Origin of the sequence: Lentisalinibacter orientalis, assembly GCF_040706535.1 — a bacterium.
GTDB lineage: Bacteria > Pseudomonadota > Gammaproteobacteria > Steroidobacterales > Woeseiaceae > Lentisalinibacter > Lentisalinibacter orientalis.
The window spans coordinates 783,984-807,542 of record NZ_JAPDRJ010000001.1; the positions used below are offsets into that span (position 1 = coordinate 783,984).

Annotated in this window: 25 protein-coding genes; 11 read left to right on the forward strand and 14 right to left on the reverse strand. The window is 70.5% G+C overall.

Annotation, left to right across the window (positions count from 1 at the left end; all coding sequences use genetic code 11):
• Position 1: 1 nt before the first annotated feature.
• Genes ACJMK0_RS03500 through ACJMK0_RS03515 form a run of 4 tightly spaced genes read right to left on the reverse strand, consistent with a single transcriptional unit; the run spans position 2 to position 3,977 of the window.
• On the reverse strand, positions 2 to 484 hold the full coding sequence (locus ACJMK0_RS03500; RefSeq protein ID WP_405235546.1) for a YajQ family cyclic di-GMP-binding protein: 483 nt from the start codon (positions 482 to 484) through the stop codon (positions 2 to 4).
• Positions 485 to 494: 10 nt separating this feature from the next.
• The gene (locus ACJMK0_RS03505) at positions 495 to 1,760 is read right to left on the reverse strand and encodes a TlpA disulfide reductase family protein (protein WP_405235547.1); all 1,266 of its coding nucleotides are present in this window, start codon (positions 1,758 to 1,760) and stop codon (positions 495 to 497) included.
• A gap of 44 nt (positions 1,761 to 1,804) precedes the next feature.
• Positions 1,805 to 3,619 carry an ABC transporter ATP-binding protein gene (locus ACJMK0_RS03510; protein ID WP_405235549.1) on the reverse strand — a complete coding sequence of 605 codons (1,815 nt, stop codon included), beginning with the start codon at positions 3,617 to 3,619 and terminating at the stop codon, positions 1,805 to 1,807.
• A 22-nt stretch (positions 3,620 to 3,641) separates the two neighbouring features.
• A complete protein-coding gene (locus tag ACJMK0_RS03515; protein ID WP_405235551.1) occupies positions 3,642 to 3,977 on the reverse strand; it encodes a type 1 pili tip component in 336 nt (111 codons plus the stop codon).
• 291 nt (positions 3,978 to 4,268) lie between these two features.
• Here ACJMK0_RS03515 and ACJMK0_RS03520 point away from each other — a divergent pair, with 291 nt between their 5' ends.
• The 10 genes from ACJMK0_RS03520 to ACJMK0_RS03565 all read left to right on the forward strand — a co-directional run bounded on the left by ACJMK0_RS03520 (position 4,269) and on the right by ACJMK0_RS03565 (position 13,989).
• Positions 4,269 to 6,092, forward strand: coding sequence for an SLC13 family permease (locus ACJMK0_RS03520; RefSeq protein ID WP_405235553.1), 1,824 nt, complete (start codon positions 4,269 to 4,271; stop codon positions 6,090 to 6,092).
• A 226-nt stretch (positions 6,093 to 6,318) separates the two neighbouring features.
• Positions 6,319 to 7,710 carry an anthranilate synthase component I family protein gene (locus tag ACJMK0_RS03525; RefSeq protein WP_405235554.1) on the forward strand — a complete coding sequence of 464 codons (1,392 nt, stop codon included), beginning with the start codon at positions 6,319 to 6,321 and terminating at the stop codon, positions 7,708 to 7,710.
• A gap of 2 nt (positions 7,711 to 7,712) precedes the next feature.
• Complete coding sequence (locus ACJMK0_RS03530) at positions 7,713 to 8,342, forward strand: anthranilate synthase component II (RefSeq protein WP_405235556.1); 630 nt, start codon at positions 7,713 to 7,715, stop codon at positions 8,340 to 8,342.
• Positions 8,339 to 9,358 (forward strand): anthranilate phosphoribosyltransferase, encoded by a 1,020-nt coding sequence (gene trpD, locus ACJMK0_RS03535; protein ID WP_405235558.1) that lies wholly within the window; start codon positions 8,339 to 8,341, stop codon positions 9,356 to 9,358. The genes ACJMK0_RS03530 and trpD overlap by 4 nt, the downstream gene beginning before the upstream one ends.
• Before the next feature lie 3 nt (positions 9,359 to 9,361).
• The gene (locus tag ACJMK0_RS03540) at positions 9,362 to 10,222 is read left to right on the forward strand and encodes an indole-3-glycerol phosphate synthase TrpC (RefSeq protein ID WP_405235560.1); all 861 of its coding nucleotides are present in this window, start codon (positions 9,362 to 9,364) and stop codon (positions 10,220 to 10,222) included.
• Between the two features lie 11 nt (positions 10,223 to 10,233).
• Positions 10,234 to 10,854: a phosphoribosylanthranilate isomerase gene (locus ACJMK0_RS03545; RefSeq protein WP_405235561.1), complete on the forward strand. Its 621-nt coding sequence runs from the start codon at positions 10,234 to 10,236 to the stop codon at positions 10,852 to 10,854.
• Between the two features lie 30 nt (positions 10,855 to 10,884).
• Positions 10,885 to 12,150, forward strand: coding sequence for a tryptophan synthase subunit beta (gene trpB, locus ACJMK0_RS03550; protein WP_405235563.1), 1,266 nt, complete (start codon positions 10,885 to 10,887; stop codon positions 12,148 to 12,150).
• On the forward strand, positions 12,137 to 12,916 hold the full coding sequence (gene trpA, locus ACJMK0_RS03555; RefSeq protein ID WP_405235565.1) for a tryptophan synthase subunit alpha: 780 nt from the start codon (positions 12,137 to 12,139) through the stop codon (positions 12,914 to 12,916). The genes trpB and trpA overlap by 14 nt, the downstream gene beginning before the upstream one ends.
• Before the next feature lie 4 nt (positions 12,917 to 12,920).
• Positions 12,921 to 13,250 (forward strand): putative signal transducing protein, encoded by a 330-nt coding sequence (locus ACJMK0_RS03560; RefSeq protein ID WP_405235567.1) that lies wholly within the window; start codon positions 12,921 to 12,923, stop codon positions 13,248 to 13,250.
• Between the two features lie 115 nt (positions 13,251 to 13,365).
• A complete protein-coding gene (locus ACJMK0_RS03565; RefSeq protein ID WP_405235569.1) occupies positions 13,366 to 13,989 on the forward strand; it encodes a DUF2799 domain-containing protein in 624 nt (207 codons plus the stop codon).
• Between the two features lie 46 nt (positions 13,990 to 14,035).
• Here ACJMK0_RS03565 and ubiB read toward each other — a convergent pair whose 3' ends face one another.
• Genes ubiB through dapF form a run of 9 tightly spaced genes read right to left on the reverse strand, consistent with a single transcriptional unit; the run spans position 14,036 to position 21,855 of the window.
• Positions 14,036 to 15,673 carry a ubiquinone biosynthesis regulatory protein kinase UbiB gene (ubiB, locus tag ACJMK0_RS03570; RefSeq protein ID WP_405235571.1) on the reverse strand — a complete coding sequence of 546 codons (1,638 nt, stop codon included), beginning with the start codon at positions 15,671 to 15,673 and terminating at the stop codon, positions 14,036 to 14,038.
• Positions 15,670 to 16,281: a ubiquinone biosynthesis accessory factor UbiJ gene (locus ACJMK0_RS03575; RefSeq protein ID WP_405235573.1), complete on the reverse strand. Its 612-nt coding sequence runs from the start codon at positions 16,279 to 16,281 to the stop codon at positions 15,670 to 15,672. The genes ubiB and ACJMK0_RS03575 overlap by 4 nt, the downstream gene beginning before the upstream one ends.
• Before the next feature lie 12 nt (positions 16,282 to 16,293).
• Complete coding sequence (gene ubiE, locus ACJMK0_RS03580) at positions 16,294 to 17,052, reverse strand: bifunctional demethylmenaquinone methyltransferase/2-methoxy-6-polyprenyl-1,4-benzoquinol methylase UbiE (RefSeq protein ID WP_405235575.1); 759 nt, start codon at positions 17,050 to 17,052, stop codon at positions 16,294 to 16,296.
• Positions 17,053 to 17,067: 15 nt separating this feature from the next.
• Positions 17,068 to 17,430 (reverse strand): gamma-butyrobetaine hydroxylase-like domain-containing protein, encoded by a 363-nt coding sequence (locus ACJMK0_RS03585; RefSeq protein WP_405235578.1) that lies wholly within the window; start codon positions 17,428 to 17,430, stop codon positions 17,068 to 17,070.
• Positions 17,431 to 17,449: 19 nt separating this feature from the next.
• A complete protein-coding gene (gene hslU / locus ACJMK0_RS03590) occupies positions 17,450 to 18,787 on the reverse strand; it encodes an ATP-dependent protease ATPase subunit HslU (protein ID WP_405235579.1) in 1,338 nt (445 codons plus the stop codon).
• 1 nt (position 18,788) lies between these two features.
• Positions 18,789 to 19,346 (reverse strand): ATP-dependent protease subunit HslV, encoded by a 558-nt coding sequence (hslV, locus tag ACJMK0_RS03595; RefSeq protein WP_405235581.1) that lies wholly within the window; start codon positions 19,344 to 19,346, stop codon positions 18,789 to 18,791.
• Between the two features lie 29 nt (positions 19,347 to 19,375).
• Complete coding sequence (gene xerC / locus ACJMK0_RS03600; protein WP_405235583.1) at positions 19,376 to 20,281, reverse strand: tyrosine recombinase XerC; 906 nt, start codon at positions 20,279 to 20,281, stop codon at positions 19,376 to 19,378.
• A 12-nt stretch (positions 20,282 to 20,293) separates the two neighbouring features.
• Positions 20,294 to 21,001: a DUF484 family protein gene (locus tag ACJMK0_RS03605; protein WP_405235585.1), complete on the reverse strand. Its 708-nt coding sequence runs from the start codon at positions 20,999 to 21,001 to the stop codon at positions 20,294 to 20,296.
• On the reverse strand, positions 20,998 to 21,855 hold the full coding sequence (dapF, locus tag ACJMK0_RS03610; protein ID WP_405235587.1) for a diaminopimelate epimerase: 858 nt from the start codon (positions 21,853 to 21,855) through the stop codon (positions 20,998 to 21,000). The genes ACJMK0_RS03605 and dapF overlap by 4 nt, the downstream gene beginning before the upstream one ends.
• Positions 21,856 to 21,973: 118 nt before the next feature.
• Between dapF and ACJMK0_RS03615 the strand changes: the two genes are divergently transcribed.
• Positions 21,974 to 22,612: a nucleotide-binding protein gene (locus tag ACJMK0_RS03615; protein ID WP_405235589.1), complete on the forward strand. Its 639-nt coding sequence runs from the start codon at positions 21,974 to 21,976 to the stop codon at positions 22,610 to 22,612.
• Positions 22,613 to 22,645: 33 nt separating this feature from the next.
• Here ACJMK0_RS03615 and ACJMK0_RS03620 read toward each other — a convergent pair whose 3' ends face one another.
• A complete protein-coding gene (locus ACJMK0_RS03620; RefSeq protein ID WP_405235591.1) occupies positions 22,646 to 23,542 on the reverse strand; it encodes an SDR family oxidoreductase in 897 nt (298 codons plus the stop codon).
• Between the last annotated feature and the right edge of the window lie 17 nt (positions 23,543 to 23,559).

Sequence of the window (23,559 nt, forward strand, 5' to 3'; positions counted from 1 at the left end):
GTCAGTCGCGGAAGTTCTCGTACTGGAGCGGCAGGTCGATGTCGGCGTCCTTCAGCAGCGCGATCGCCGCCTGCAGGTCGTCCTTCTTCTTCCCGTTGATGCGAACCTTTTCCCCCTGGATGGAGGCCTGCACCTTCATCTTCGAATCCTTGACGAGCCGGACGATCTTCTTTGCCAGCGCCGAGTCGATGCCCTGGCGCAGCGTCACGGTCTGGCGTGCCTCGCTGCCGCTCTCCTCGACCTCGCCCGCCTCCAGGCAGGCGACGTCGATGCCGCGCTTGGCGAGTTTCTGGCGCAGGATGTCCATCATCTGCTGCAGCTGGAACTCCACCTGCGCACGCAGGCGGATGGCCGACTCCTCCTGCTCGAACTTCGCGCCGGTGCCCTTGAAGTCGAAGCGGTTGGTGACCTCCCGGTTGGCCTGGTCCACCGCGTTGGTAACCTCGTGCATGTCCACTTCGGAGACGACGTCGAACGATGGCATGTGGCCCTCCTCAGGCTGCGTCCTCGGCTGCCGGCACGGGCTCGGCCAGCAGGTCCTCGATGAAGGTGGTCATCTCCCGGGTCAGCTGCTCGTAATGCTCGCCCGTGCCCGGGCCCTGGAATCCGGTATGGATCTGGCGCACCCGCCCGCCCCGGCCGATGAAGATGGTGGTGGGGAACGCGAGCACGTGGTTCAGCGAGGGCAGTGTCTTCGCGGCCTCCGTCTTGTCCGAGATGCCCGCGATCAGTGTGGCGTACTCGATGCCGAACTTCTGCCGGAACTTCTCCACCTGGGCGGCGGCCGCGTCGAAGTCCTCCAGGTGCTCGTACATGAGTGCGACCACCTCCAGGCCCTGGCCGCGCAGCCGCTTGTACAGCGGCGCCATGAACGCGGCCTCGTCGTGGCAGTTCGGGCACCAGCTGCCGGCCAGCGTCACCACCACCACCTTGCCGCGGAAACGCTCGTCGTCCAGCGAGACCGGTTGGCCGTCCGTATCGGGGAAGGTGAAAGTGAAGCGCTCGTAGCCGGGCTTCAGAAAGGTCAGCCGCCGGGCGTCCGCCAGCGAGGCCCGCGGGTTGCGCACGGCCGACCATGTCTCCTGCCACTCGGTGCCGGACCAGAAGCGGCCGGTCAGGCGGCCCTCTTCTTCCACTGCCTTGAACAGGAACGCGTGGGCGCCGTCGAACTTGGACAGGGTCACCTCGCGCCCGCGCACCGTGCCTTCCAGGTAGCGGTAGTCGCCGGTCTCGGTGAGGAACGTGCCGAACAGCCGGTTGCCGCGCTGGGCGAACTCGCCCACGGCCGGATGCTGGTTACCGTCCGGCTCCGTGAAGCTCACCTCCCAGCGCCCGGAGACGTCCACTTCCGCCGTGGCGTGGGGCTGGCTGGATGCCGCGGTGCCAGGCACGGCAGCGAAGGGGATGCGCTGCTCCTTGCCATAGCGTTTCACGAGGGTGAGCGTGCCGGTGAGCCGGCCCTCCGCCCACTCCGCCTCGATGCGGTTGTTGTAGGCGGGGAACGTGAGGGTGACCCGGCTGCCGCTGACGGCGACCTCGGGCACGCGCACCCGTTCCTGGCCGTTGATCAGCGTGGCGCGGTGGCCGGCGCCGTCGCGGCCCAGCTCCAGGCCGAAGGGCGCGCGGCCGCCGGGCAGCTCGAGCCAGGCACGCCAGGCCCCGAGCGGCGGCTCGGCCGGCGCGTCGGTGCGCTGCTCGCCGCAGCCCGCCACCAGCGCGAGGGCCAGTGCCGCCAGCAGCGCTCTCCCAAACCTCGGCATGTATTCGGCTCCGTGCAACGGTGTTCTCTCCGGCCGGCGGCGGCTCACAGATAGCCCTCGGCCTGCAGGGAGAACAGTGTAGCGTAGTGCCCGCCCAGCGCCATCAGCTCTTCGTGGCTGCCGGCCTCAGTGACGCGGCCGTGCTGGATGACCAGGATGCGGTCCGCGCGGCGCACCGTGGAGAAGCGGTGGGAGATCAGTATGGTGATGCGCCCGGCCGCGAGTTCCTGGAAATGCTCGAACATCGCCGCCTCGGCGGCCGCGTCCATGGAGGCGGTGGGCTCGTCCATGATGAGGATGTCGGCGCCCCGGTCCATGAACGCCCGGGCCAGCGCGATCTTCTGCCACTGGCCGGTGGACAGTTCCTGGCCGTCACGGAACCACTTGCCGAGCTGGCTCGAGTAGCCGGCCGGCAGCCGCTCGATGAAGGCGTCCGCCAGCCCGAGGCCCGCCGCCTCGCGCCAGCGCTCCTCGTCCGCGAAATGGTCCACGTCGCCGGCGCCGATGTTCTCGCCCACCGTGAACTGGTAGCGGGCGAAGTCCTGGAAGATCACGCCGAAGCGGCGGGTGAGCGCGTCCGGGTCCCAGTCCGCGAGCGGCGTGCCGTCCAGCAGGATGCGCCCCTCGGTGGGCCGGTACAGGCCGGTCATGAGCTTGATCAGGGTGGTCTTGCCCGCGCCGTTCTCGCCGACCAGCGCCAGGCTCTGCCCGGGGGCGATGTGCAGGTCGATGCCCGTGAGCGCCGCGGTCTCGTTGCCGGGGTAGGTGAAGCCCACGCCCTCGAAGCGGATGCCGTCGCCGGGCGACTCCCCGGCGGTGCGGTCGCCGCCGGCGATGGTGCCCGGCTGTTCCAGGTACTCGTACAGGTTGGAGAGGTAGAGGTTGTCCTCGTACATCCCGCCCATGGCGGCGAGGCTCGCGGCCACCGCGCTCTGACCCTGCTTGAACAGCAGCAGGTACATGGTCATCTGGCCCAGCGTGATGCTGCCGTCCACCGTGCTGACGGCGATCCAGGCATAAGCGCCGTAGAACGCCGCCGTGCCGATGAGGCCGAGGAAGAAGCCCCACGTCTCGCGGCGGATGGTGAGGCGCCGGTCTTCGCGGTAGAGGCGGTGGAAGATGTCCCGGTAGCGGTCGAGCAGCAGCGGGCCCAGGCGGAACAGCTTCACCTCCTTGGCGTGGTCCTCGCGGGCCAGCACCGTCTCAAGGTACATCTGCATGCGCGACTCCGGCGAGCGCCAGCGGAACAGGCGGAACGCGTCGCCGGAGAACTTGGTCTCCGCCACGAAGGCCGGCAGACCCGCCAGCACCAGGAGCAGCACGGCCCAGGGCGAGAACTGCACCAGCAGCACGGCGTAGCTGACCAGCGAGATGCCGTTCTGGGCCAGCGAGAACGTGCGGTTCACGAGGCTCAGAGGCCGGCTGGAGGCCTCGCGCCGGGCGCGGGTCAGCTTGTCGTAGAACTCCGCGTCCTCGAACTGGTCCAGCGACAGCGTCAGCGCCTTCTCCAGGATCATGGTATTCACCCGCTGCGCCAGCCGGGCGCGCAGCAGGGACTGGCAGAGCGAGATGGAGCGCTGGCTGGCGGCGGTGAGCACCAGCAGCCCGCCTTCCACCGCCACCCAGGTCAGCGCCTCCCGGTAGCCGCCGCCGGACTGCATCGCGGCCACCACGGAGTCCACGATCTGCTGGCCCACCCAGGCCACCGCCGCCGGCAGCAGGCCGGCCGCCACGGTGGCCAGCCCCAGCCAGACGGCTAGCGCGCGGGAGGTGCTCCAGACGAGTTCGATCGCCCGGCGGCTGTAACGGAATACGCCGACGCCGGGAGCGCCCCAGGCGTCGTCGGTGCTGCGGGACATGGGTGCGGGCGAGCCGTTCGGCTCAGTCGCTGCCGGCGCTCTCCAGGGCGCGCAGATGCTTGCGGGCGAGTTCGATGAAGCGCGGCGTCAGGCCGGCGTCCTCGTAGATGGGGTCGCCCTGCTCGTCCTCGCGGATGACGCGTTCGCCGGGCTCGTAGGGCATCGCGGCCTCCAGTTCGTCGAGGGCGGTGCCCAGCAGGTCGGTGATGATCTGCTCCAGCTCGGGGCCGCCGAACAGCTCCTCCAGGGCGTGCAGCCGGGCCGCGTCCTCCAGCGGCAGGCGGACCGCATATTCCTCCTCGGTCCGGGTGACACGGGGCGTCTTCTGCCAGGTTTCCAGCAGCTGCTTGAAGCTCATGGGCGGACTCCTGAAGGGGCGGCCACACGGGTGGCCCTGCAAGGGTGGCCAGGCGCCGGCCGGGCAGCGATGATGCGCCGCGGCGGACTCGCCGCGACCATAGCAGAAACCCGATCGAGGCCCAAATCCCGCCGGCGCCGCCATGCTGCCGCGTGTCAGCTTCCGTCCGCGGGGTGGTCCTGCCCGCGGAGCGGATGTGAGAAACTCCCCGGTCCGGCCGTGGGGGCGGTCCCGTATACTCGGCGATCCCCCGGCGGGGGCCGCGTTGCTGGTTGACGTTGCGAGGACGGTTTGGAAACACTCACGCCCGATGCCCACGGCATAGCGGTCCTCGTGCTGACCGTGATCGCGCTGATCCTGTTCACGCGCGACAACATCCCTCTGGAGAGCTCGAGCCTCGGCATCCTGGTCGCGCTCATACTGCTGTTCCAGATCTTCCCGTACACGTCCGACGGCGAGCGGCTGCTCGGTCCGGCGGATTTCTTCGGTGCCTTCGGCAACGAGGCGCTGGTGGCCGTGTGCGCCCTCATGATCGTGGGCAAGGGTCTGGAGACCACCGGCGCGCTGCAGCCGCTGGCGAGCGCGATCGCCGCGGCCTGGAAGGCCCGGCCGATGATCGCGCTGCTGCTCACCCTGGTGGCCGGCGCGGTGCTGAGCGCCTTCCTGAACAACACGCCCATCGTCGTGCTGCTGCTGCCCATCCTGGTGGCGGCCTCGCTGCGCTCGAAGGTGCCGGTGTCCGGCGTGCTGATGCCGATGGGCTTCGCCACCATCCTCGGCGGCATGTCCACGACCATCGGCACCTCGACCAACCTGCTGGTGGTCGGCATTGCCGCCGATCTGGGCCAGGCGCGCCTGGACATGTTCGATTTCGCGCTGCCGGTGGCCATCGTGGGCGCCGCCGGCATCCTGTTCCTGTGGCTGGCGGGCCCGCGGCTGGTGCCGGAACGCGTGCCGCCCCTGGAGGACACCTCGCCGCGGGTCTTCAGCGCCCAGCTGCACGTCGACGAGGACAGCTTCGCCGCCGGCAAGACCCTATCCGAGGTGCTGGCGCGCACGGGCGGACGCATGCGGGTGGACCGCATCCGGCGCAGCGAGTCGCTGTTCGTCGCCAAGCTGCCCTCGGTGAAACTGCAGCCGGGCGATCGGCTGTTCGTGAAGGACACACCGGACAACCTGAAGGAGTACGAACGCGAGCTCGGCGCCACCCTGCACGGGATGGGCGGCAAGGAGCAGACTGGAGAGGGCTCGAAGGGGCAACAGCTGGCGGAGGTGGTGGTGACCCGCGGCTCGCCGCTGCATCACCGTACGCTCGCCGATTCGCGCTTCGCCCAGTCCAGCGGCCTGCTGCCGCTCGCGCTGCACCGGGCGCGCATGCCGGCTTCGCGGCTGACCTCCGACATCGGCTCGGTGCGCCTGCGCGCCGGCGACGTGCTGCTGGTGCAGGGCTCGCGCAAGGCGATCGAGACGCTAAAGGCGAGCGGCAGCATGCTCGTGCTGGACGGCACCACCTCGCTGCCGCACACCCATCGGGCCAAGCGGGCGCTGGCCATCATGGCCTTCGTGGTATTGACCGCCGCCTTCGGGCTGTTGCCGATCTCGGTGAGCGCGCTGGCCGGCGTCGGCCTGATGCTGGCCTCGAATTGCCTCACCTGGCGCGACACCAGCGATGCGCTGAGCCGCCCGGTCGTCCTGATCATCGTCGCGAGCCTCGGGCTCGGCGGCGCGCTGCTGCAGACCGGCATGGCCTATTACCTCGCCCACGAGTTCGTGGACATCACCGACGCCATGCCGATACCGTTCATCCTGAGCGCGTTCATGCTGATCATGACCGTGCTGACCAACGTGGTCAGCAACAATGCCGCGGCGGTGATCGGCACGCCCATCGCCATCAGCATCGCCCAGCAGCTGAACGCGGATCCGCTGCCTTTCGTGCTTGCGGTGCTGTTCGGTGCCAACATGAGCTATGCCACGCCGATCGGCTACCAGACCAACCTGCTGATCCTGAGTGCCGGCGGCTACAAGTTTTCGGATTTCCTGCGGGTGGGCATCCCGCTGACGCTGATCATGTGGCTCGGCTTCTCCCTGGTGCTGCCGCTGCTCTACGGCCTGTGAGGCCAGTGCGGAGCCCGTGGCGCTTGACCCTCTGCCGGGGGCCGTGGATACTCCCGACGGTCATGAACGCTCCGAACGCAATCGGCATCTGGTGGTGGCGGCCTCTCCGGGAGAGGGTAGCCGGCTAGCGTTCACCAGACAGGACAACCGAAAACCCATCTCCGCAGCACCGTGGGGATGGGTTTTTTTTTGACACGAGACCAATCCAAGGGAGACCGGGACAGACATGCAGGGCCCCTTCGACATAACCGCCGATCTGGACACGCCGGTATCGGCCTGGCTGAAGCTGGCGGATCTCGGCCCGCGTTTCCTGCTCGAGAGCGTGGAGGGCGGAGAGCGTCTGGCGCGCTATTCCTTCCTCGGTTTCGGGCCGGGCCGCGAGGTGCGGCTGGATGCCGATGGTTTCCGGGTGGACGGCGAGTCGCGGCCGCTGCCCCGGGGCCGGGATGAACTGCTCGACGGCCTGCGCCAGGCGCTGGCCGGCGTGCCCCGGCTTGCGCCGGAGGCCGAAGAGCTGCCCTTCACCGGCGGACTGGTCGGCGTCTCCGGCTACGACCTGGTGCGCTGGTTCGAGCGTCTGCCGGACGGTCCGCCGGCCCAGGAGGGCATGCCGCTGGCCGCCTACGTGGCGCCGGAGTCCCTGCTGGTGTTCGATCACCTCACCCGTCGGGCCGCCCTGTTGCACGCGGGCTCCGAGTCCGAGCGGCGGGCGCTGCGCACGGAGGTGATCGGCCGGCTGCGGGGTGCCGTGCCGCAGGACGCCCAGGAGGACGGCGGCCGGGTGGAGGATGCCACCGCCAGCGTCTCGCCGGAGGATTACATGGCGGCGGTGGAGCAGGCCAAGGAGCACATTGCGGCGGGCGATATCTACCAGATCGTCCTGTCGGTGTGCTTCTCGGGCGCCAGCACGGTCTCGCCCTTCGAGGCCTACCGCGCGCTGCGGCTGCTGAACCCCTCTCCCTATCTCTTCTTCGTGGATCTCGGCGACCTGCAGGTGGTGGGCTCGTCGCCGGAGGCGCTGGTGCGGCTGAACGGGCGGCGGGCCTCTCTCCGACCCATCGCCGGCACCCTGCCGCGCGGAGCGACCACGGCCGAAGACCGGGCCAACGAGCAGCGGCTGCTGGCCGACCCCAAGGAGATCGCCGAACACGTGATGCTGGTGGACCTCGCCCGTAACGATCTCGGCCGCGTCGCCGAGGCCGGCAGCGTACACGTGGATCCGTACCTCTCCATCGAGCGCTACAGCCACGTCATGCACATCGTGAGCGGCGTGCAGGGCACGCTGGCCGAAGACCGGGACGCCTTCGATCTGTTCGCCGCCGCCTTCCCGGCAGGCACGCTGGTGGGTGCGCCGAAGGTCCGGGCCATGGAGATCATCGACGCCATGGAGCCGGTGGGCCGCGGCCTGTACGCGGGCACGGTGGGCTATTTCGGCCACGGCGGCGACATGGATCAGGCCATCACGATCCGCACGATGGTGTTCCGCGACGGCCAGTACCGCTTCCAGGCCGGCGCAGGCCTGGTGGCCGACAGCGTGCCGGCGCGCGAGTACGAGGAGGTGATGGCGAAGAGCGCCATCCTCCGCCGGGCACTGGACATGGCGAAGGAGGGGCTCTAGTCATGCTGGTCAGGGGCATAGCCGACGGCAGTCGCGGGCAGGCCACGGCGAGGATCCTGCTCATAGACAACTACGATTCCTTCACCTACAACCTGGTGCAGGCCTTTGCGGCGCTGGGCGCCGACGTGCACGTCTATCGCAACGACAGCATCACCGTGGAGGAAGGGCTGGCGCTCGAGCCGACTCACCTGGTGATCTCCCCGGGGCCGGGCCGACCGGAGGATGCCGGCGTCTCGCTGGCCATGATCGCCGCCTTCGAGCGCCGCGTGCCCGTGCTCGGCGTGTGTCTGGGCCATCAGTGCCTGGTGCAGCATTTCGGCGGCCGCATCGTGCGCGCGGGTCGTCTGATGCACGGCAAGACCTCGGCGGTCAGCCACGACGGCCAGGGCGTCTACCGCGGCCTCTCCCAGCCGTTCGAGGCCGGCCGCTATCATTCCCTGTGCGCCGAAGCGGAGACCGTTCCCGACGCGTTGATCGTGACGGCGCGCACCGAGCAGGACGAGATAATGGGCGTGCGCCACCGGGAGCTGCCGCTGGAGGGCGTGCAGTTCCATCCCGAGAGCGTGCTGACACCGGAGGGCGACCACCTCATGCGCAATTTCATCGAACAGCGCCCGGGAGCGGAGCATTGAGCGAGGGCAGCCGTTTACTGGAGCGCCTGCTCGAAGGCGAGCACCTCTCGGAGCAGGAGGCGCACGGGCTGATGCACGCGCTGGCGGAGGATGCGTATCCCCAGGCGCTGGCCGGCGCCCTGCTGGCCGGGCTGCGCGCGAAGGGCGAGACCGCGGAGGAGATCCGGGGCTTCGCCGCCGCCATGCGCGAGCTGGCCCGGGATCCGGGCATCCCGCCCGGCGCGCCCACCGTCGATACGGTCGGCACCGGCGGCGACGGCTCCGGCAGCCTGAACCTGTCCACCGGCACCGGCCTGCTCGCCGCCGCCTGCGGCGCCCGGGTGGTGAAGCACGGCAATCGCTCGGTGTCCTCGCGCTGCGGCAGCGCCGACGTGCTGGAGACGCTGGGGCTCACGCTGCCGCTGGACGAAGCCGCGGCGGTGGAGTGCCTGGCGGCGACCGGCTTCACCTTCCTGTTCGCCCCCTACTACCATCCGGCCATGAAGGCCATCGCCCCCATCCGCGGCGCCATGGGCGTGCGCACGGTGTTTAACCTGCTGGGGCCGCTGGCCAACCCGGCCGCCCCGCCGTATCACCTCGTCGGCGCCTTCAGCGAGGAGGCGGCCAGGCTCATGGCCGCGACGCTGGCCGGCATGGAGATGGAGCGCGCCTTCGTGGTGCATGGCGAGCCGGGCTGGGACGAAGCCACGCCCTGCGGGGAGTTTCTGCTGCTGGACGTCACGCCCGGCCGTATCGTCGAGACCCGCCGGCGGCCCGAGGACTACGGCCTCGGACGCTGTGCTCCCGAAGACCTGGCCGGCGGCGACGCCGAAACGAACGCCGCCGCCATTCGCGACGTGTTCTCCGGCGAGGACCGCGGCCCCCACCGGGACGCGCTGCTGCTCGGTGCCTCGCTGGTGCTGGAGGTGACGGGCGAGGCCGCCGGGCCGGAGGCAGGCGTGGCCATGGCCGCCGCCGCCCTCGACGACGGCCGGGCGGCGCGGGTACTGGACGGCCTGCGGGGCTTCGGGGGCTGAGCCATGGCGGATTTCCTGCGTGAGATGGCGGCGGCGAGCCGCCTGCGCTGCGAGGCGGCGCGGCGGGAGCACCCCGCCGATGAACTCCGCAAGCGCATCGCCGACGGTGAACCGCCCCCGGGCCTGGTGCTGGACCGTTTCGACATCATCGCCGAGATCAAGCACCGCTCGCCCCGGGACGGCGCCCTCGGTGTCAATGGGGGTGTCGAGGTGGGCGGCGCGGTCCACGACGACGCCGCCCGCGCGGAGATCTACGCCGACGGCGGCGCGGCGGCGGTCTCCGTGCTCACCGAACCGTCCCGCTTCGGCGGCGACCTCGTCCACCTCGAGCGCGTGGCCGCCGCCCTGGCGCCGCGGGGCATCCCGGCCATGCGCAAGGATTTCCTGGTCGATCCCTACCAGTTGCTGGAGGCGCGGGCGGCCGGCGCCGGCGGCGTGCTGCTGATCGCCGCGCTGCTCGACGACGAGGCGCTCGCGGACATGCTCGACCTGGCGGAGGATCTGCAGCTGTTCGTGCTGCTGGAATGCTTCGATGCCGGCGAGCTGGAGCGCTGCGGCCGGCTGCTCGACGAACCCCGCTTCCACGAGCGCGGCAACGACGGGCGCCTGCTCATCGGCGTGAACAGCCGCGACCTGCGCACCCTGGAGGTGGACGACGGCCGGCTGGAGGCGCTGGCGCCCCTGTTGCCCCACGCGGCGCCGGCGGTGGCCGAGAGCGGCTTGCAGGTGCCGGCCGATGCGGTGCGGCTGGCGACGGCGGGTTACCGCCTGGCGCTGGTCGGCACGGCGCTCATGCAGGACCGGCGGCCCGGGCAGCTGGTGCGCACGATGCGCGACGCCGGGCGTGCGGCACTGGGCGAATGAGCATCGTGCGAATGAGCGACAGCACCTGGGTGAAGATCTGCGGACTGACCAGCCGCGAGGCCGTACAGGCGGCCGCGGAGGCGGGTGCCGACGCGGTGGGCTTCGTGTTCGCCGAGTCGCCACGGCGGGTGCTGCCGGGTGAGGCCCGGCGGCTCTGCGAGGGGCTGGACCGGCGGGTTATCCGGGTGGCCGTGATGCGTCACCCCGCCCCCGACGAGTGGGCCGCGGTCCGGGACGGCTTCGCCCCCGACTGGCTGCAGACGGATGCGGCGGATTTCGCGGCGCTGGAGCTGCCCGACGCCTGCGTCCGTTTGCCGGTGTACAGGGACGATGACTCGGACTTGGCGTCCGGTTCGGCGAAGATACCAGCACGTTTTCTCTTCGAGGGGGCGCGCAGCGGTACCGGGGAGCGGGCCGACTGGTCGGCGGCCGCGGCGCTGGCGGCCCACGCCGAGCTGGTGCTGGCCGGCGGGCTGTCGCCGGACAACGTGGAGGCGGCGCTGGCCGCCGTCGCGCCCTGGGGCGTGGACGTGTCCAGTGGCGTGGAGCGGGCGCCGGGCCGCAAGGACCCGGCCCGGATCGCTGCCTTCGTGGAGAGCGTCCGCCGATGGGACCAGCGGGTATCCGAGTAGAGAACGAGGACAGAGGATGAGTGAGGCCACATGAGCGAAGCCACGAACGAATTGATCGCAGCGAGCGAGGCACCGGGCCTGCTGCAGAAGCTCCTTGACAGGGAGTTACCCGACGATCGCGGCCGTTTCGGGCCATTTGGCGGCCGATATGTGCCGGAGACCCTCGTCCCGGCGCTGGAGCGGCTGGAGCAGGGCGTCCGCGAGATCCTGCCCCGGGATGACTTTCAGGCCGACTACGCCCGGGAGCTCCGCGAATGGGTGGGACGCCCGACGGCGCTGACCGGCGCGCGCCGCCTCGGCGAGGCCTGGGGCGCGGAGGTCTGGCTGAAGCGCGAGGACCTGGCCCACACGGGCGCGCACAAGATCAACAACGCCATCGGCCAGGCCCTGCTGGCGAAGCGCCTCGGCGCCAAACGGGTGATCGCCGAGACCGGCGCCGGGCAGCACGGCGTGGCCTCCGCCGCGGCCTGCGCCCGGGTGGGGCTGCCCTGCCGCGTCTACATGGGCGCGGTGGACATCGTGCGCCAGGCCCCCAACGTCGATCGCATGCGCCGGCTCGGCGCCGAGGTCTGCCCGGTGGAGAGCGGCGACCAGACGCTGCGCGCCGCCATCGACGAGGCGCTCAGGCACTGGGTGTCGGACCCGGAGGGCATCTATTATCTGCTCGGCTCCGCGGTGGGCCCGCATCCCTACCCCTACCTGGTGCGCGAGCTGCAGGCGGTCATCGGCCAGGAGGCGCGGCGGCAGATGATCGAGATCGGCGGGCTCCCGGACGCGGTCTTCGCCTGCGTCGGCGGCGGCTCCAACGCCATCGGCCTGTTCCACCCCTTCATCGGCGACGAGGACGTGCGGCTGATCGGCGTCGAGGCCGGCGGCAAGGGCACCGGACTGGGCGAGAACTCGGCCACGCTGTCCACCGGCCGGCCGGGCGTGCTGCAGGGCTGCTACACGATGATCCTGCAGGACGACAACGGCCAGGTGCAGGAGACCCACTCGGTGTCGGCGGGCCTCGACTACTCCGGCGTGGGGCCGGAGCATGCCTTCCTGCAGGCGATCGGCCGGGTGGAATACGAGAACGCCAGCGACGACGAGGCCCTGGACGCGCTGGCCGAACTCTGCGCCGCGGAAGGCATCCTCACGGCGCTCGAGACCGCCCACGCCTACGCCGCGGCCCGCAAGTGGGCGGCGAGCCACCCCGGCGCCCGCATCCTGATCGGCAATTCGGGCCGGGGAGACAAGGACATGCCCACGCTCACCCAGTATCCGATCGGAGGAAGCCACGATGCAGCCTCATGAGACCATCACCCGCGCGCTCCGCGAGGCGACGGCGGCCGGGCGCGTCGGCCTGGTGCCGTTCCTGACCGCGGGCTACCCCAAAGCCGACCGGTTCGCGGATGATCTCGCCACGATCGCCGCCGTTGGCGACGTCGTGGAGGTGGGCGTGCCCTTCTCCGACCCGATGGCCGACGGCATGACCATCCAGCGCTCCAGCCGCGGCGCGCTGGAGCAGGGCGTCAGCCTCACCTGGATCTTCGACCGCCTGGAGGAGGCCCGTGACCGCATCGAAGCGCCGGTCATCCTCATGTCCTACCTGAATCCGCTGCTCGCCTACGGCTACGAGCGGGTCGCCAGCCGGTCGCTCGAAGCCGGCGTGGCCGGCTTCATCGTGCCGGACCTGCCCTGGGAGGAGAGCCGGGAGTTCGGGGCGCCGCTGGAGGAGGCGGGCCTCGCGCTGGTGCAGCTGGTCACGCCGGCGACACCGGAGGCCAGGCTGGCCCGGCTGTGCGGCGCGAGCCGGGGTTTCGTCTATGCGGTGACCATGCGCGGGATCACGGGCGGCGGCGCCGGCCTGCCTGCGGATACCAGCGCCTACCTGGACCGGGTGCGCGATGCCTCGGAGCTGCCCGTTTGCGCCGGCTTCGGCATCCGCACGGCGGAGCAGGTGGCCGAGGTGGGCCGGCATGCCGACGGCGTCATCGTGGGCTCCGCGCTGGTGGAGGTGCTGGAACGGGGCGACGACCCCGCGGCGTTCCTGGAGTCGCTGAGGGCCGGTCCCGGGTGAGCCGGTGAAGAAGGTCTACGCGGCCGAATCCCTGGTAACCGTCGCCCACTACCGCAACCTCCTCGAGGGCGAGGGCATCGACTGCTTCCTCAGGAACGAGAACATGGGCTCGATCATGGGCGAGATCCCGTATGCGGAGATCTGGCCCGAACTCTGGGTGCGCAACGACTTCGAGGCCGCGCGCGCCGAGGAGATCATCCGCGAGGCTCGCGGGGCGGAGGCGGACGAGGGGCCTCGCTGGCGCTGCCGGCGCTGCGGCGAGGAGAACGAGCACCAGTTCGCCGTCTGCTGGAACTGCGGCCGGGCCCAGGACCGGGACCCGGCCGCGCCCTGACTCTTATGTAAAACAGGGGCCCCGGCGGCGGCCCCGTTCTGTGAACCGGGTCCGGGCGCCGGCCCTGCCGGCGGCGGTACCGTCACCGTTCCTGCCACCGGGGAAGGGACGCATCATGGGACTGAAACGGCTGATCACGGCGGCGGCCGCTCTCGCGCTCGCCGGCTGCGCGAGCATGAGCGCCGAGGAGTGCCTGGTCGCCGACTGGGAGGCCATCGGCTACGAGGACGGCGCCCGGGGTGCTTCGGCCGACACCATCGGCCGTCACCGCAAGGCCTGTGCCAGCGCCGGCATCACGCCGGACTTCCACGATTACGAACGCGGCCGCCAGGCGGGCCTGCTCGAGTACTGCCGGCCGGGCGTCGGCTACCGGGTGGGCGCCTCCGGCGGCGGCTACAGCGGCGTGTGTCCGCCCGACCTGGAGCCGGACTTCATGGCCGGCTACGCCGAGGGCCGCGAACTCTACGAACTGCGCTCCGAGGTATCGCGTATCGAGAGCCGCATCGATGCCCGCGCGAACGAGCTGGAGGAACTCCGCTCCGACATGGCGGCGAATTCCGCACGCCTCATCGCCGGCGAGGCCACGGCCGAGGAACGGGTGCGCCTCCTGATGGAGACCAAAGAGATGTCCCGCCGCGAGGGCGAGCTGGAATCCGAGATCGCCTCGCTGCATCGGGAGGCCGCGGTGGCGCGCTCCCGGCTGGAGGACTACGAGGCCCGCGCCGCCAGCGCGTACTGAGCGGGTTCCCGCCGAACGCGGCCCGGCCCGCGTCCGCGTACGCCTCCTAGCCTGCGCCGGGCCGCCCGGCCAGGGCGGCAAGCGCGGCCGCGCCCATCGCACCCCAGCCGAGCCAGGGGGGGTGCCCCGTCGTCAGCAGCACGATGCCGCCGATGAACGCAGCGGCCGCCACGGCGAGCGCGAAGCGCTGGCGCTGCTGGCGCGCCATCGAATCGCGCAGCTCGCGCAGTTCCGGGGCGTCGAAGCGTACCCGCAGGTCACCGGCCGCCGACTGCTCGGCGATGGTCCTGAGCCAGTGGGGCAGCTCACGCAGCGTCTCGCGCAGCTCCGGCAGATGGTCGCGTATATCGTCGATCATGGCCTTGCCGCCCAGGCGGTCGGTCATCCACTGGCGCATGATGGGATAGGCGGTCTCCCACAGGTCCAGCTGGGGATAGAGCTCGCGTCCCAGCCCCTCGATGTTCAGCAGCGTCTTCTGCAGCAGGATCAGCTGCGGCTGCACCTGCATGTCGAAGCGCCGCGCCGTCTCGAACAGCCGCATCAGGACCTGGGCGAAGGAGATCTCGTCCAGCGGCTTGCTGAAGATGGGCTCGCAGACCGTTCGCACGGCGGATTCCAGCTCGTCCACCCGGGTGTCCGGCGGCACCCAGCCCGAGTCGATGTGCAGCCGCGCCACCTTGTGATAGTCCTGCTCGAAGAAGGCGAGGAAGTTCTCGGCCAGGTAGCGCTGGTCCACCGGGTTCAGCGTGCCGACGATGCCGAAGTCGACCGCGGCATACTGCGGGTCCTTCGGGTCGTGCACCTGGATGAAGATGTTGCCCGGGTGCATGTCGGCGTGGAAGAAGTTGTGCCGGAACACCTGGGTGAAGAAGATCTCCACGCCCTTCTCGGCCAGCCGCTTTATGTCCGCCCCGGCCTCCCTGAGCGCCCGCATGTTGCTGATGGGGATGCCGTAGATGCGCTCCATCACGATGACGTTGACGTGACAGTAGTCGAAGTAGATCTCCGGCACGTGCAGCAGGTCCGAGCCGGCGAAGTTGCGCGCGAGCTGGGCCGCGTTGGCGGCTTCGCGCATGAGGTCCAGCTCGTCGATGATGGTCTTCTCGTACTCGCGCACCACTTCCACCGGGCGCAGCCGCCGCGCCTCCCGCCAGTAGCGGTGCGCGAGCCCGGCCATGAAGTACATCACCTCCAGGTCGCGCTCGATCACCTCGCGCATGTCGGGACGCAGCATCTTCACCACCACCTCGGTGCCGTCCTTCAGCGTGGCCGCGTGCACCTGGGCGATGGAGGCGGCCGCGAGCGCCTGCTCCTCGAAGCTGCCGAAGACCTCCGCGACAGGCTTGCCATAGGCTTTCTCGACGATCTCCAGCGCCAGCTCGGAGGAGAACGGAGGCACCTGGTCCTGCAGCTTGGCGAGCTCGTCGGCGACCTCCACCGGCAGCAGGTCCCGCCGCGTGGAGATGGCCTGCCCGAACTTCACGAAGATGGGTCCCAGCTCCTGCAGTGCCAGGCGGATGCGCACGCCCAGCGGTTCGTCCACGACAGCCCGGCCCGGCAGCAGCCGGAACACGAAGCGCATGGGGCGCAGCAGATGGGTGGCGACGATCAGCTCGTCCAGGCCGTAGCGCACCAGCACCCGCTGGATGGCGATGAGGCGCAACAGCAGCCGGGGGCGCATCATGAGCGGTCGTCTGCGGACAGTGCCCGGATGCGGGCCTCGAGCCGCGCCACGTCGTCCCGCAGCCGGTCCACCTCGGCGTAGAAGGCCTCGACCTCGCCCCGGGCGGGGAGGTCGCCCCGTTCCTCGGTCACGTACTCGGAGACGTTGCGGGTCAGGGTGTCGGCCACCTGCCGGCCCCAGAGCCCGATGCTGCGCGCGAGCTCGCCGGCCTGGCGCGCGCCGGCGTCGCCCAGCACGCCCGAGAGCCGTTCCTCCACGTCCGGCCGCGCGAACCGCAGCAGCTCGCGGAAGCGGGTGGCCGTCTCGGTATCGCCGTCGATCTCGATGCTGCCGCTGCGGATCGCCTCGGCGGCGCCGCCGGCGAGCAACCGGGGCAGCGCCAGCAGCGAGCCGGTGATGACCGTATCCGGGTCATCCACGTAGTCGGTGTGCAGCTCCAGGCCGGCGGCGGTGACCCGGACATAGAGCGCCAGGAACGAATCCCGCACCCGCACCGCGATCACCCGGCCGTCGAGTTCGTCGCACAGGTCCCGTGCCGGCGTGCTCTGGGCGATCTGGGCGTTCACCAGGGTGAGCGCCGGCCGGAACAGGGTTTCCAGGGGATCCACGGCGTACGGCCCTCAGAGGTGGTAACCGATGTGCAGGGCGGCGATGCCCCCGGTGAGATTGACGTAGCGGCAGCGCTCGAAGCCTGCATCGCCCATCATGCCGAGCAGCGTCTCCTGGTCGGGATGCATGCGGATGGACTCGGCCAGGTACTGGTAGCTGTCCGCGTCGCCCGCCACCATGCGGCCCAGCAGCGGCAGGACGCGGAAGGAATACAGGTCGTAGATCGGCTGCAGGGCCTCCGCGGGGCGGGAGAACTCCAGGATCAGCATCTTGCCGCCGGGCTTCAGCACGCGGTACATGGAGGCCAGCGCCGCCTCCTTGTGCGTGACGTTGCGCAGCCCGAAGGCGATGGTGACCAGGTCGAAGCTGCCGTCCGCGAACGGCAGGTTTTCCGCGTCCACCTGGGCCATGCTCACGTTGCCGATGATGCCGGCGTCGAGCATGCGCCGTCGTCCCTGGCGCAGCATCGCCGCGTTGATGTCGGCCAGCACCACGTGGCCGGTCTCGCCCACCTGCCGGGCGAAGCTCATCGCCAGATCGCCGGTGCCGCCGGCCAGGTCCAGGGCGCACTGGCCGGGACGGGCGGCGGCCTCGCTGACCGTCCGGCGCTTCCACAGCCGGTGGATGCCGCCGGACATGAGGTCGTTCATGAGGTCGTAGCGCTCGGCCACGGAATCGAAGACGCCGCGGACCAGGTCGGCCTTCTGGTCGGCCGCCACCCGGCGGTAGCCGAAATGGGTCTCGCTGTCGCGGGTCTTCTCTTTGCTCATGGCGGGGTCGGGCGGTCAGTCAGCGGGTCTGCGAGGATACCCCGCGGCCTCGAGCCGGTCGAGGTACTCCTGCCAGCGCTCGTCCCGATTCTCGCCCAGTTTCCGCAGGTAACCCCAGCGGTACAGCCCGGTATTGTGGCCGTCGTCGAAGACGAGTCGAACTGCGTAGTGGCCGACGGGTTCCACGGCGGTGATCTGCACGTCCTCCTTGCCCGTCTGCAGCACCTCCTGGCCCGGCCCGTGGCCACGCACCTCGGCCGACGGCGAGTACACACGCAGGTACTCGAAGGGCAGGTCGAAGCTCGCGCCGTCGGCGAAGGCGACCGTCAGCAGCCGGGACTTGCGGCGCAGGCGTATTTCCGTGGGTGCCTCTTCCATGGCTATGCGGCTCGCGCGCTCACAGGATGTAGCGGCTGAGATCCTCGTCCTGGACGAGCTCGCCGAGATGCTCGTCGACGTACTCCGCCGTGACCGAGAGCCGGTAGCCGCTCCTGTCCGCCGCCTCGTAGGAGATGACCTCCAGCAGCCGCTCCATCACGGTGTGCAGCCGGCGCGCGCCGATGTTCTCCGTGTTCTCGTTCACCCGGAAGGCCACGTCCGCGATGCGCTCCACTCCCTCGTCGGTGAACTCCAGCTCCATGCCCTCGGTGTCAAGCAGCGCGCGGTACTGGCGGGTCAGCGAGGCATCCGGCTCGGTGAGGATGCGCACGAAATCGGGCGCCTTCAGGGAATCGAGCTCCACCCGGATGGGGAAGCGGCCCTGCAGCTCCGGGATCAGGTCGGAGGGCTTGGCCACGTGGAAGGCGCCGGAGGCGATGAACAGGATGTGATCGGTGCGCACCATGCCGTATTTGGTGTTGACCGTGCAGCCCTCCACCAGCGGCAGCAGGTCGCGCTGCACGCCTTCCCGGGAGACGTCGGCGCCCATGCTCTCGGAGCGCTTGGCCACCTTGTCCAGCTCGTCGATGAAGACGATGCCGTGCTGCTCCACGGCCTCCAGTGCCCGCGCCTTCACCTCCTCGTCGTCCAGCAGCCGTGCCGCCTCCTCCTCGGTGAGGATCTTCAGCGCCTCGCGGACCTTCAGCTTGCGGGTCGTGCGCCGGCCCTGGCCCAGGTTCTGGAACATGCTCTGCAGCTGGCTGGTCATCTCCTCCATGCCCGGCGGCGCCATGATCTCGACGCCCGCCGGCATGGCCTGGGTCTCCACCTCGATCTCGCGCTCGTCCAGATCGCCCTCGCGCAGCTTCTTGCGGAACTTCTGCCGGGTATCGCTGCCTTCCCGGGGCGGCTGCTCCTCCGCGGCGAAACCCACGCCACGGCGCGGCGGCGGCAGCAGGGCGTCCAGCACCCGCTCCTCGGCCGCGTCCTCGGCCCGGTGGCGCACCTTGGCCATCTCGGCTTCCCGGGTCATCTTGATGGAGACGTCCATCAGGTCGCGGACGATGGAGTCCACTTCGCGGCCGACGTAGCCCACCTCGGTGAATTTGGTGGCCTCCACCTTGATGAACGGCGCGCGGGCGAGGCGCGCCAGGCGGCGTGCGATCTCGGTCTTGCCGACGCCGGTGGCGCCGATCATGAGGATGTTCTTCGGCGTGATCTCGCTCCTGAGCGGCTCGGGCACCTGTACCCGGCGCCAGCGGTTCCTGAGTGCGATGGCCACGGCCCGCTTGGCGTTGTCCTGGCCGACGATGTGCTTGTCCAGCTCCTGGACGATCTCCCTGGGGGTCATAGACATGTCATTCGGCCCCGGCTTCCGTCTCGCCGGGGAGTTCCTCGATGGTGATGAAACGATTGGTATAGACGCAGACGTCGCCGGCGATCTCGAGCGACTTCTCCACGATCTCCCGGGCGCCCAGGTCCGTGTTCTCCAGCAGCGCCCGGGCGGCCGACTGGGCATAGGGCCCGCCGGAGCCGATCGCCATGAGGTCGAATTCGGGCTCGATCACGTCGCCGTTGCCCGAGATGATCAGCGAGGTCTCCCGGTCGGCCACGCACAGCAGCGCTTCCAGCCGGCGTAGCATGCGGTCGGTGCGCCAGTCCTTGGCCAGCTCGATGGCGGCGCGGGTCAGGTTGCCGTATTGCTGCAGCTTGCGCTCGAAATACTCGAACAGCGTGAAGGCGTCCGCCGTGCCGCCCGCGAAGCCGGCGATCACGCTGCCGTCGGCCAGACGGCGCACCTTGCGGGCGTTGCCCTTCATGACGGTGTCGCCCATGCTCACCTGGCCGTCGCCGCCGATGGCCACGCGGCCACCGCGTCTCACCGAGACGATGGTTGTGCCTCTGTACTGCTCCATGGATCTGCCTTCGCTGTTGCGGGCGCCGGCTATTTGCGGTTGTTGCGCGCCCTGGGATGAGTCCGGTCGTATATCTGGGCCAGGTGCTGGAAATCAAGGTGGGTGTAGATCTGCGTCGTGGATACGTCCGCATGTCCCAGCAGTTCCTGCACCGCGCGCAGGTCGCCGCTCGACTCCAGCAGGTGGGACGCGAACGAATGGCGGAAGAGGTGCGGATAGACGCTCCGGTCCATGCCCTGGCGCTTCGCCCAGTGGACGATGCGCTCCTGCACCGAGCGGGGCGCCAGCCGGGTGCCCCGCCGGCTGACGAACAGCGCGCGCTCCTCGTGGCCGGCCATCCGCACCCGGGTGCGCTGCCACTGCGCGAGCGCCTCGAGCGCGCGGCGGCCCACCGGCACGATGCGGGTCTTCGCGCCCTTGCCGGTCACCGTGACCGTGGCATCAGATGCGTCCACGTCGTGCACGTCCAGGGCCACGAGCTCGGCCAGCCGCAGTCCCGACGAATACAGGAGTTCGAGCATGGCCCGGTCCCGCACCGTGAGCGGGTCGTCGCCGGGGAACTCCAGCAGCCGCGCCATCTGGTCGGCGTCCAGCGTGCCCGGCAGGCGCTTGCCGGCCTTCGGCGCGCTCACGTCCGCGGCCGGGTTGCGCTTCAGCACCTTCTCCCGGATCAGGTAGCGGAAGAAGCTGCGCACGGCGGACAGCCGGCGCTGGATGGAGCGGGGCGAGAGACCGCGCCGGTGGCAGGCGGCGGCGAAGGCGCGAACATCGTGGGTGGTGAGGTCGCGCCAGCGGTCGTGGCCGGCGCGCTCGCAATAGTCGACCAGGGCCGCGAGGTCCCGGCGGTAGTTGGCCACGGTATGCGCGGAGCAGCGCTTCTCGAAGGCGAGGTGCTCGAGGAAGGCGTCGGTGCGCTGGCGTTCTTCCGGCGACAACGGGCCGACCGGTCAGTAACGCCTCACGGCAGCGGCCACGAGCTCGCCGATGCGGGTGAGGAAGTCGATGCTCATGGCCGGGTGGAAATGGTCCGCATCGACGCTGCCGATGCCGATGAAGCCGAGCGCGGCTCCCTCGCCGAGGGGCAGCAGCGCCATGCTGCCCACCTCGTCGGCGGAGGCGCCGAACAGGAATTCGCGCTGGCTGTCGCGCACCCGGCCGCAACGGGCGCGGGCGGCCGAGAGGAAGGTCTCGAAGGGGCCCAGCCGCGGGTCGTCACGGCCGATGACGTGCAGGAAACGCCGTTCGCCGACGCCGGCATAGTCCGCCGGGTCGCCGAACAGCACCATCACGGCGTGATCCGCCCCGAAGCCCGTGCGCAGTTCCCGTGCGATGCAGGCCAGGGTCTCCTCCCGACTGTCGGCGGCCATGAGCGCCAGCGCCAGCGTGTGGATGCGGGCGGCCAGGCGGTCGTTGGCGCGCGCCACCTCCAGGAGTTCCCGCAGCTTGCGCTCGACCTTGAGGTTCTTCTGCCTGAGCGTCGCCACCTGGCGCTCCACCAGCGAGACGGCGCCGCCGCCCGCGGCATGGGGCAGGCGCAGCGTGTCGAGCAGGCGGGGATGGTTCTCGAAGAACTCGGGGTGGTGCAGGAGATAGTCCTCCACGGCCTCCTCGCTGGCACTGTCCACCACGGGCTCTCGTTTGTGCTGTGTGCTCATAGGGCGACGGTTCCCTCGAAGGAGTACTGGGCCGGGCCGGTCAGCCAGACGGCCTCACCGGGGCCGCGCCAGCTTACCACGAGATCGCCACCGGGCAGGGCCAGGGTTACCTCGTCGCCGAACAGGCCGCGGCGCCTCCCCGCCACCATCGCGGCGCAGGCACCGCTGCCGCAGGCCCGGGTCTCACCGACCCCGCGCTCCCACACCCGCAGCCGGGCCCGGTCGCGCCCGCGGGGCTCCAGGAAGCCGACGTTGCAGCGTTCGGGGAAGGCGGGGTGATGCTCGAGCGCGGGCCCGAGTTCGGCCACCGGCGCGCGGTCGACGTCGTCGACCAGCAGCACGCAGTGGGGATTGCCCATGGACAGCGCCGCGACCTCCACGCTGCGGCCGCCGGCCTCCAGCCGGTAGGTGCCGGCATCCGCTTCCGCGGTCGTCGCCGTCTCCATGGCCATCTCCACGGCCATAGGGACGTCCGCCGGCGCGAACCGGGGCTGGCCCATGGAGACGGCGGTGATGCCCGGTCCGGCGATGCGTGCCTCGGAGATCCCGGCGCGGCACTCCAGGCGCAGCATCGGCGGAGCCCCCGGCGCCTCGCCGAGCAGGCGCGCGATGCAGCGCAGGCCGTTGCCGCACTGCTCCACCTCGCCGCCGTCGGCGTTGAATATCCGGTACCACGCGTCGGTGCCGGCGCTGCGCGGCGCTTCTATCCAGAGCAGCTGGTCGAAGCCCACGCCCTCCCGGCGATGCGCCAGGCGGCGGATGGCGGCGGCGTCGGGCAGTGCAGCATCGGGCTGGTCGCGCACCACCATGAAGTCGTTGCCGAGGCCGTGCATTTTCACGAAGGGCAGCTGCATGGGCGTACTGTAGGTCAAATTGCCGTGCGAATGGCGTCACTGTTGCGTGGACTTTCTAGCGGCGCGGCGATACTTTACATAAACTGCACAAAACCAACACGAAGCGCAGGGAGACAACATGCGTCAGATCATCGTGCTGAACCCGAAGGGCGGTTGCGGCAAAAGTACGCTCGCCACCAATCTCGCCGCCTGGTATGCGAACGAGGGCAAGAGCGTCGCGCTCGCGGACTACGACCCGCAGCGCTCCAGTCTGGACTGGCTCGAGCGCCGGCCGGAAGGCTATCCGGAGATCGTCGGACTCGCCGCCTTCGAGGAGGGGCTGAAGCATCTGCCCCGCAGCGCCGACGTGCTGATAATGGACGCACCGGCCCGCTCCCACGGACCGGAACTGACCTCGCTCATCAACCATGCCGAGACCATTATCGTGCCCGTGCTGCCGTCGACGGTGGACATGCAGGCGGCCAACCGCTTCATCGACGAGCTCCTGGGCGTCGGCAAGGTGGAGCGCAAGAAGGCGCGCATCGGCGTGGTGGCCAACCGGGTGCGCGAGAACACCCTGATCGCCGGCGATCTGGACGAATACCTGGAGAGCCTGAAGGTGCCCTACGTGGCCTGGTTCCGGGAGGCCCAGAACTACATCCGCGCCTACACCCGGGGGCTCGGCGTCTCGGAGCTGCCCGAGTACCTGGCCTGGCCGGACTGGGATCAGTGGGAACCGCTGATGGAGTGGCTGAACTCCCGCCGCAGCCGGCCCTGACAGCCGACGGCCGAGCCGGCAGCGGCGCCGGCGTCAGCCGTCTCGCGCTGCGCCGGCCTCCTCGAGGCTGGCCCGTACGCCTGCTGCCGGGTCGTCGTAGGCCAGTTCCACGCCCAGTGTCTCGCGCAGCCGCCGCGTGTCGAGCCGGCGCGCTTCGGCGAGGAAGCTGTAGCGCATCGGTGACATCTGCCGCCGCGCCTCCGCCCGGCTGACCGCGGGCGGCGCCGGCAGCCCGGCCGCCTCCGCCACCCGTCGGAAGAACGCCCCGGAGCTCTGCCCGCTGCCGTCCGCCACATTGTAGATGCCGCCGGGCGCGGCCGGCTCCAGGGCGGCGATGCAGACGCGCGCCAGGTCGTCCACGTGGATGCGGTTCCCCGGCGAGGCGTCTTCCTCGCGGATCACGGGCTGACCCGAACGGATCGCCTCCAGGGGCAGCCGCCCGGGGCCGTAGATGCCGGCGATACGCAGGATCGTCCAGCTCACCCCCTCGGCGTCCGCCCAACGCCTGAGCGTCGTCTCCGCGGCCACCCGGCGCCGTGCGCGTTCCGTGGACGGCGCCGGCGGGCGCTCCTCGTCCACGAGTTCGCCGCCGCAATCGCCGTACACGCCGCTGGTGCTGGCCAGCACGAAGCGTTCCGGCTGGCGCGGCAGCGCCGCGAGGAAGCGTGCGAGGCGCGGATCGTCCTCGCCCTCACCCTCCCCGGGCGGGACGAGATAGAGCACCCGCAGCGCTCCGCCCGGCAGGCGGGGCAGCGTGCCGGACTCGTCGAGGTCGAGCGCCGTGGCCGCAATGCCGGCATCGGCCAGCGCCGCCGCGGAGGCAGCGGAGCCGGTGAGGCAATGCACGGCGGCGCGCTCGTCCGCCAGACGGCGGGCGACCCGCCGGCCGGTGTAGCCGGCGCCCACGATCAGCGTCAGCGGCGCGGTCACGACTCGCTCATATCCTG

What these genes read in the sequence shown, in the direction of transcription:
- ACJMK0_RS03500 (WP_405235546.1), bottom strand. Translation starts at nt 484, where the DNA reads ATGCCATCGTTCGACGTCGTCTCCGAAGTGGACATGCACGAGGTTACC.
- ACJMK0_RS03505 (WP_405235547.1), bottom strand. Translation starts at nt 1,760, where the DNA reads ATGCCGAGGTTTGGGAGAGCGCTGCTGGCGGCACTGGCCCTCGCGCTG.
- ACJMK0_RS03510 (WP_405235549.1), bottom strand. Translation starts at nt 3,619, where the DNA reads ATGTCCCGCAGCACCGACGACGCCTGGGGCGCTCCCGGCGTCGGCGTA.
- ACJMK0_RS03515 (WP_405235551.1), bottom strand. Translation starts at nt 3,977, where the DNA reads ATGAGCTTCAAGCAGCTGCTGGAAACCTGGCAGAAGACGCCCCGTGTC.
- ACJMK0_RS03525 (WP_405235554.1), top strand. Translation starts at nt 6,319, where the DNA reads ATGCAGGGCCCCTTCGACATAACCGCCGATCTGGACACGCCGGTATCG.
- ACJMK0_RS03530 (WP_405235556.1), top strand. Translation starts at nt 7,713, where the DNA reads ATGCTGGTCAGGGGCATAGCCGACGGCAGTCGCGGGCAGGCCACGGCG.
- ACJMK0_RS03540 (WP_405235560.1), top strand. Translation starts at nt 9,362, where the DNA reads ATGGCGGATTTCCTGCGTGAGATGGCGGCGGCGAGCCGCCTGCGCTGC.
- ACJMK0_RS03545 (WP_405235561.1), top strand. Translation starts at nt 10,234, where the DNA reads ATGAGCGACAGCACCTGGGTGAAGATCTGCGGACTGACCAGCCGCGAG.
- trpB (WP_405235563.1), top strand. Translation starts at nt 10,885, where the DNA reads ATGAGCGAAGCCACGAACGAATTGATCGCAGCGAGCGAGGCACCGGGC.
- trpA (WP_405235565.1), top strand. Translation starts at nt 12,137, where the DNA reads ATGCAGCCTCATGAGACCATCACCCGCGCGCTCCGCGAGGCGACGGCG.
- ACJMK0_RS03565 (WP_405235569.1), top strand. Translation starts at nt 13,366, where the DNA reads ATGGGACTGAAACGGCTGATCACGGCGGCGGCCGCTCTCGCGCTCGCC.
- ubiB (WP_405235571.1), bottom strand. Translation starts at nt 15,673, where the DNA reads ATGATGCGCCCCCGGCTGCTGTTGCGCCTCATCGCCATCCAGCGGGTG.
- ubiE (WP_405235575.1), bottom strand. Translation starts at nt 17,052, where the DNA reads ATGAGCAAAGAGAAGACCCGCGACAGCGAGACCCATTTCGGCTACCGC.
- ACJMK0_RS03585 (WP_405235578.1), bottom strand. Translation starts at nt 17,430, where the DNA reads ATGGAAGAGGCACCCACGGAAATACGCCTGCGCCGCAAGTCCCGGCTG.
- hslU (WP_405235579.1), bottom strand. Translation starts at nt 18,787, where the DNA reads ATGTCTATGACCCCCAGGGAGATCGTCCAGGAGCTGGACAAGCACATC.
- hslV (WP_405235581.1), bottom strand. Translation starts at nt 19,346, where the DNA reads ATGGAGCAGTACAGAGGCACAACCATCGTCTCGGTGAGACGCGGTGGC.
- ACJMK0_RS03605 (WP_405235585.1), bottom strand. Translation starts at nt 21,001, where the DNA reads ATGAGCACACAGCACAAACGAGAGCCCGTGGTGGACAGTGCCAGCGAG.
- dapF (WP_405235587.1), bottom strand. Translation starts at nt 21,855, where the DNA reads ATGCAGCTGCCCTTCGTGAAAATGCACGGCCTCGGCAACGACTTCATG.
- ACJMK0_RS03615 (WP_405235589.1), top strand. Translation starts at nt 21,974, where the DNA reads ATGCGTCAGATCATCGTGCTGAACCCGAAGGGCGGTTGCGGCAAAAGT.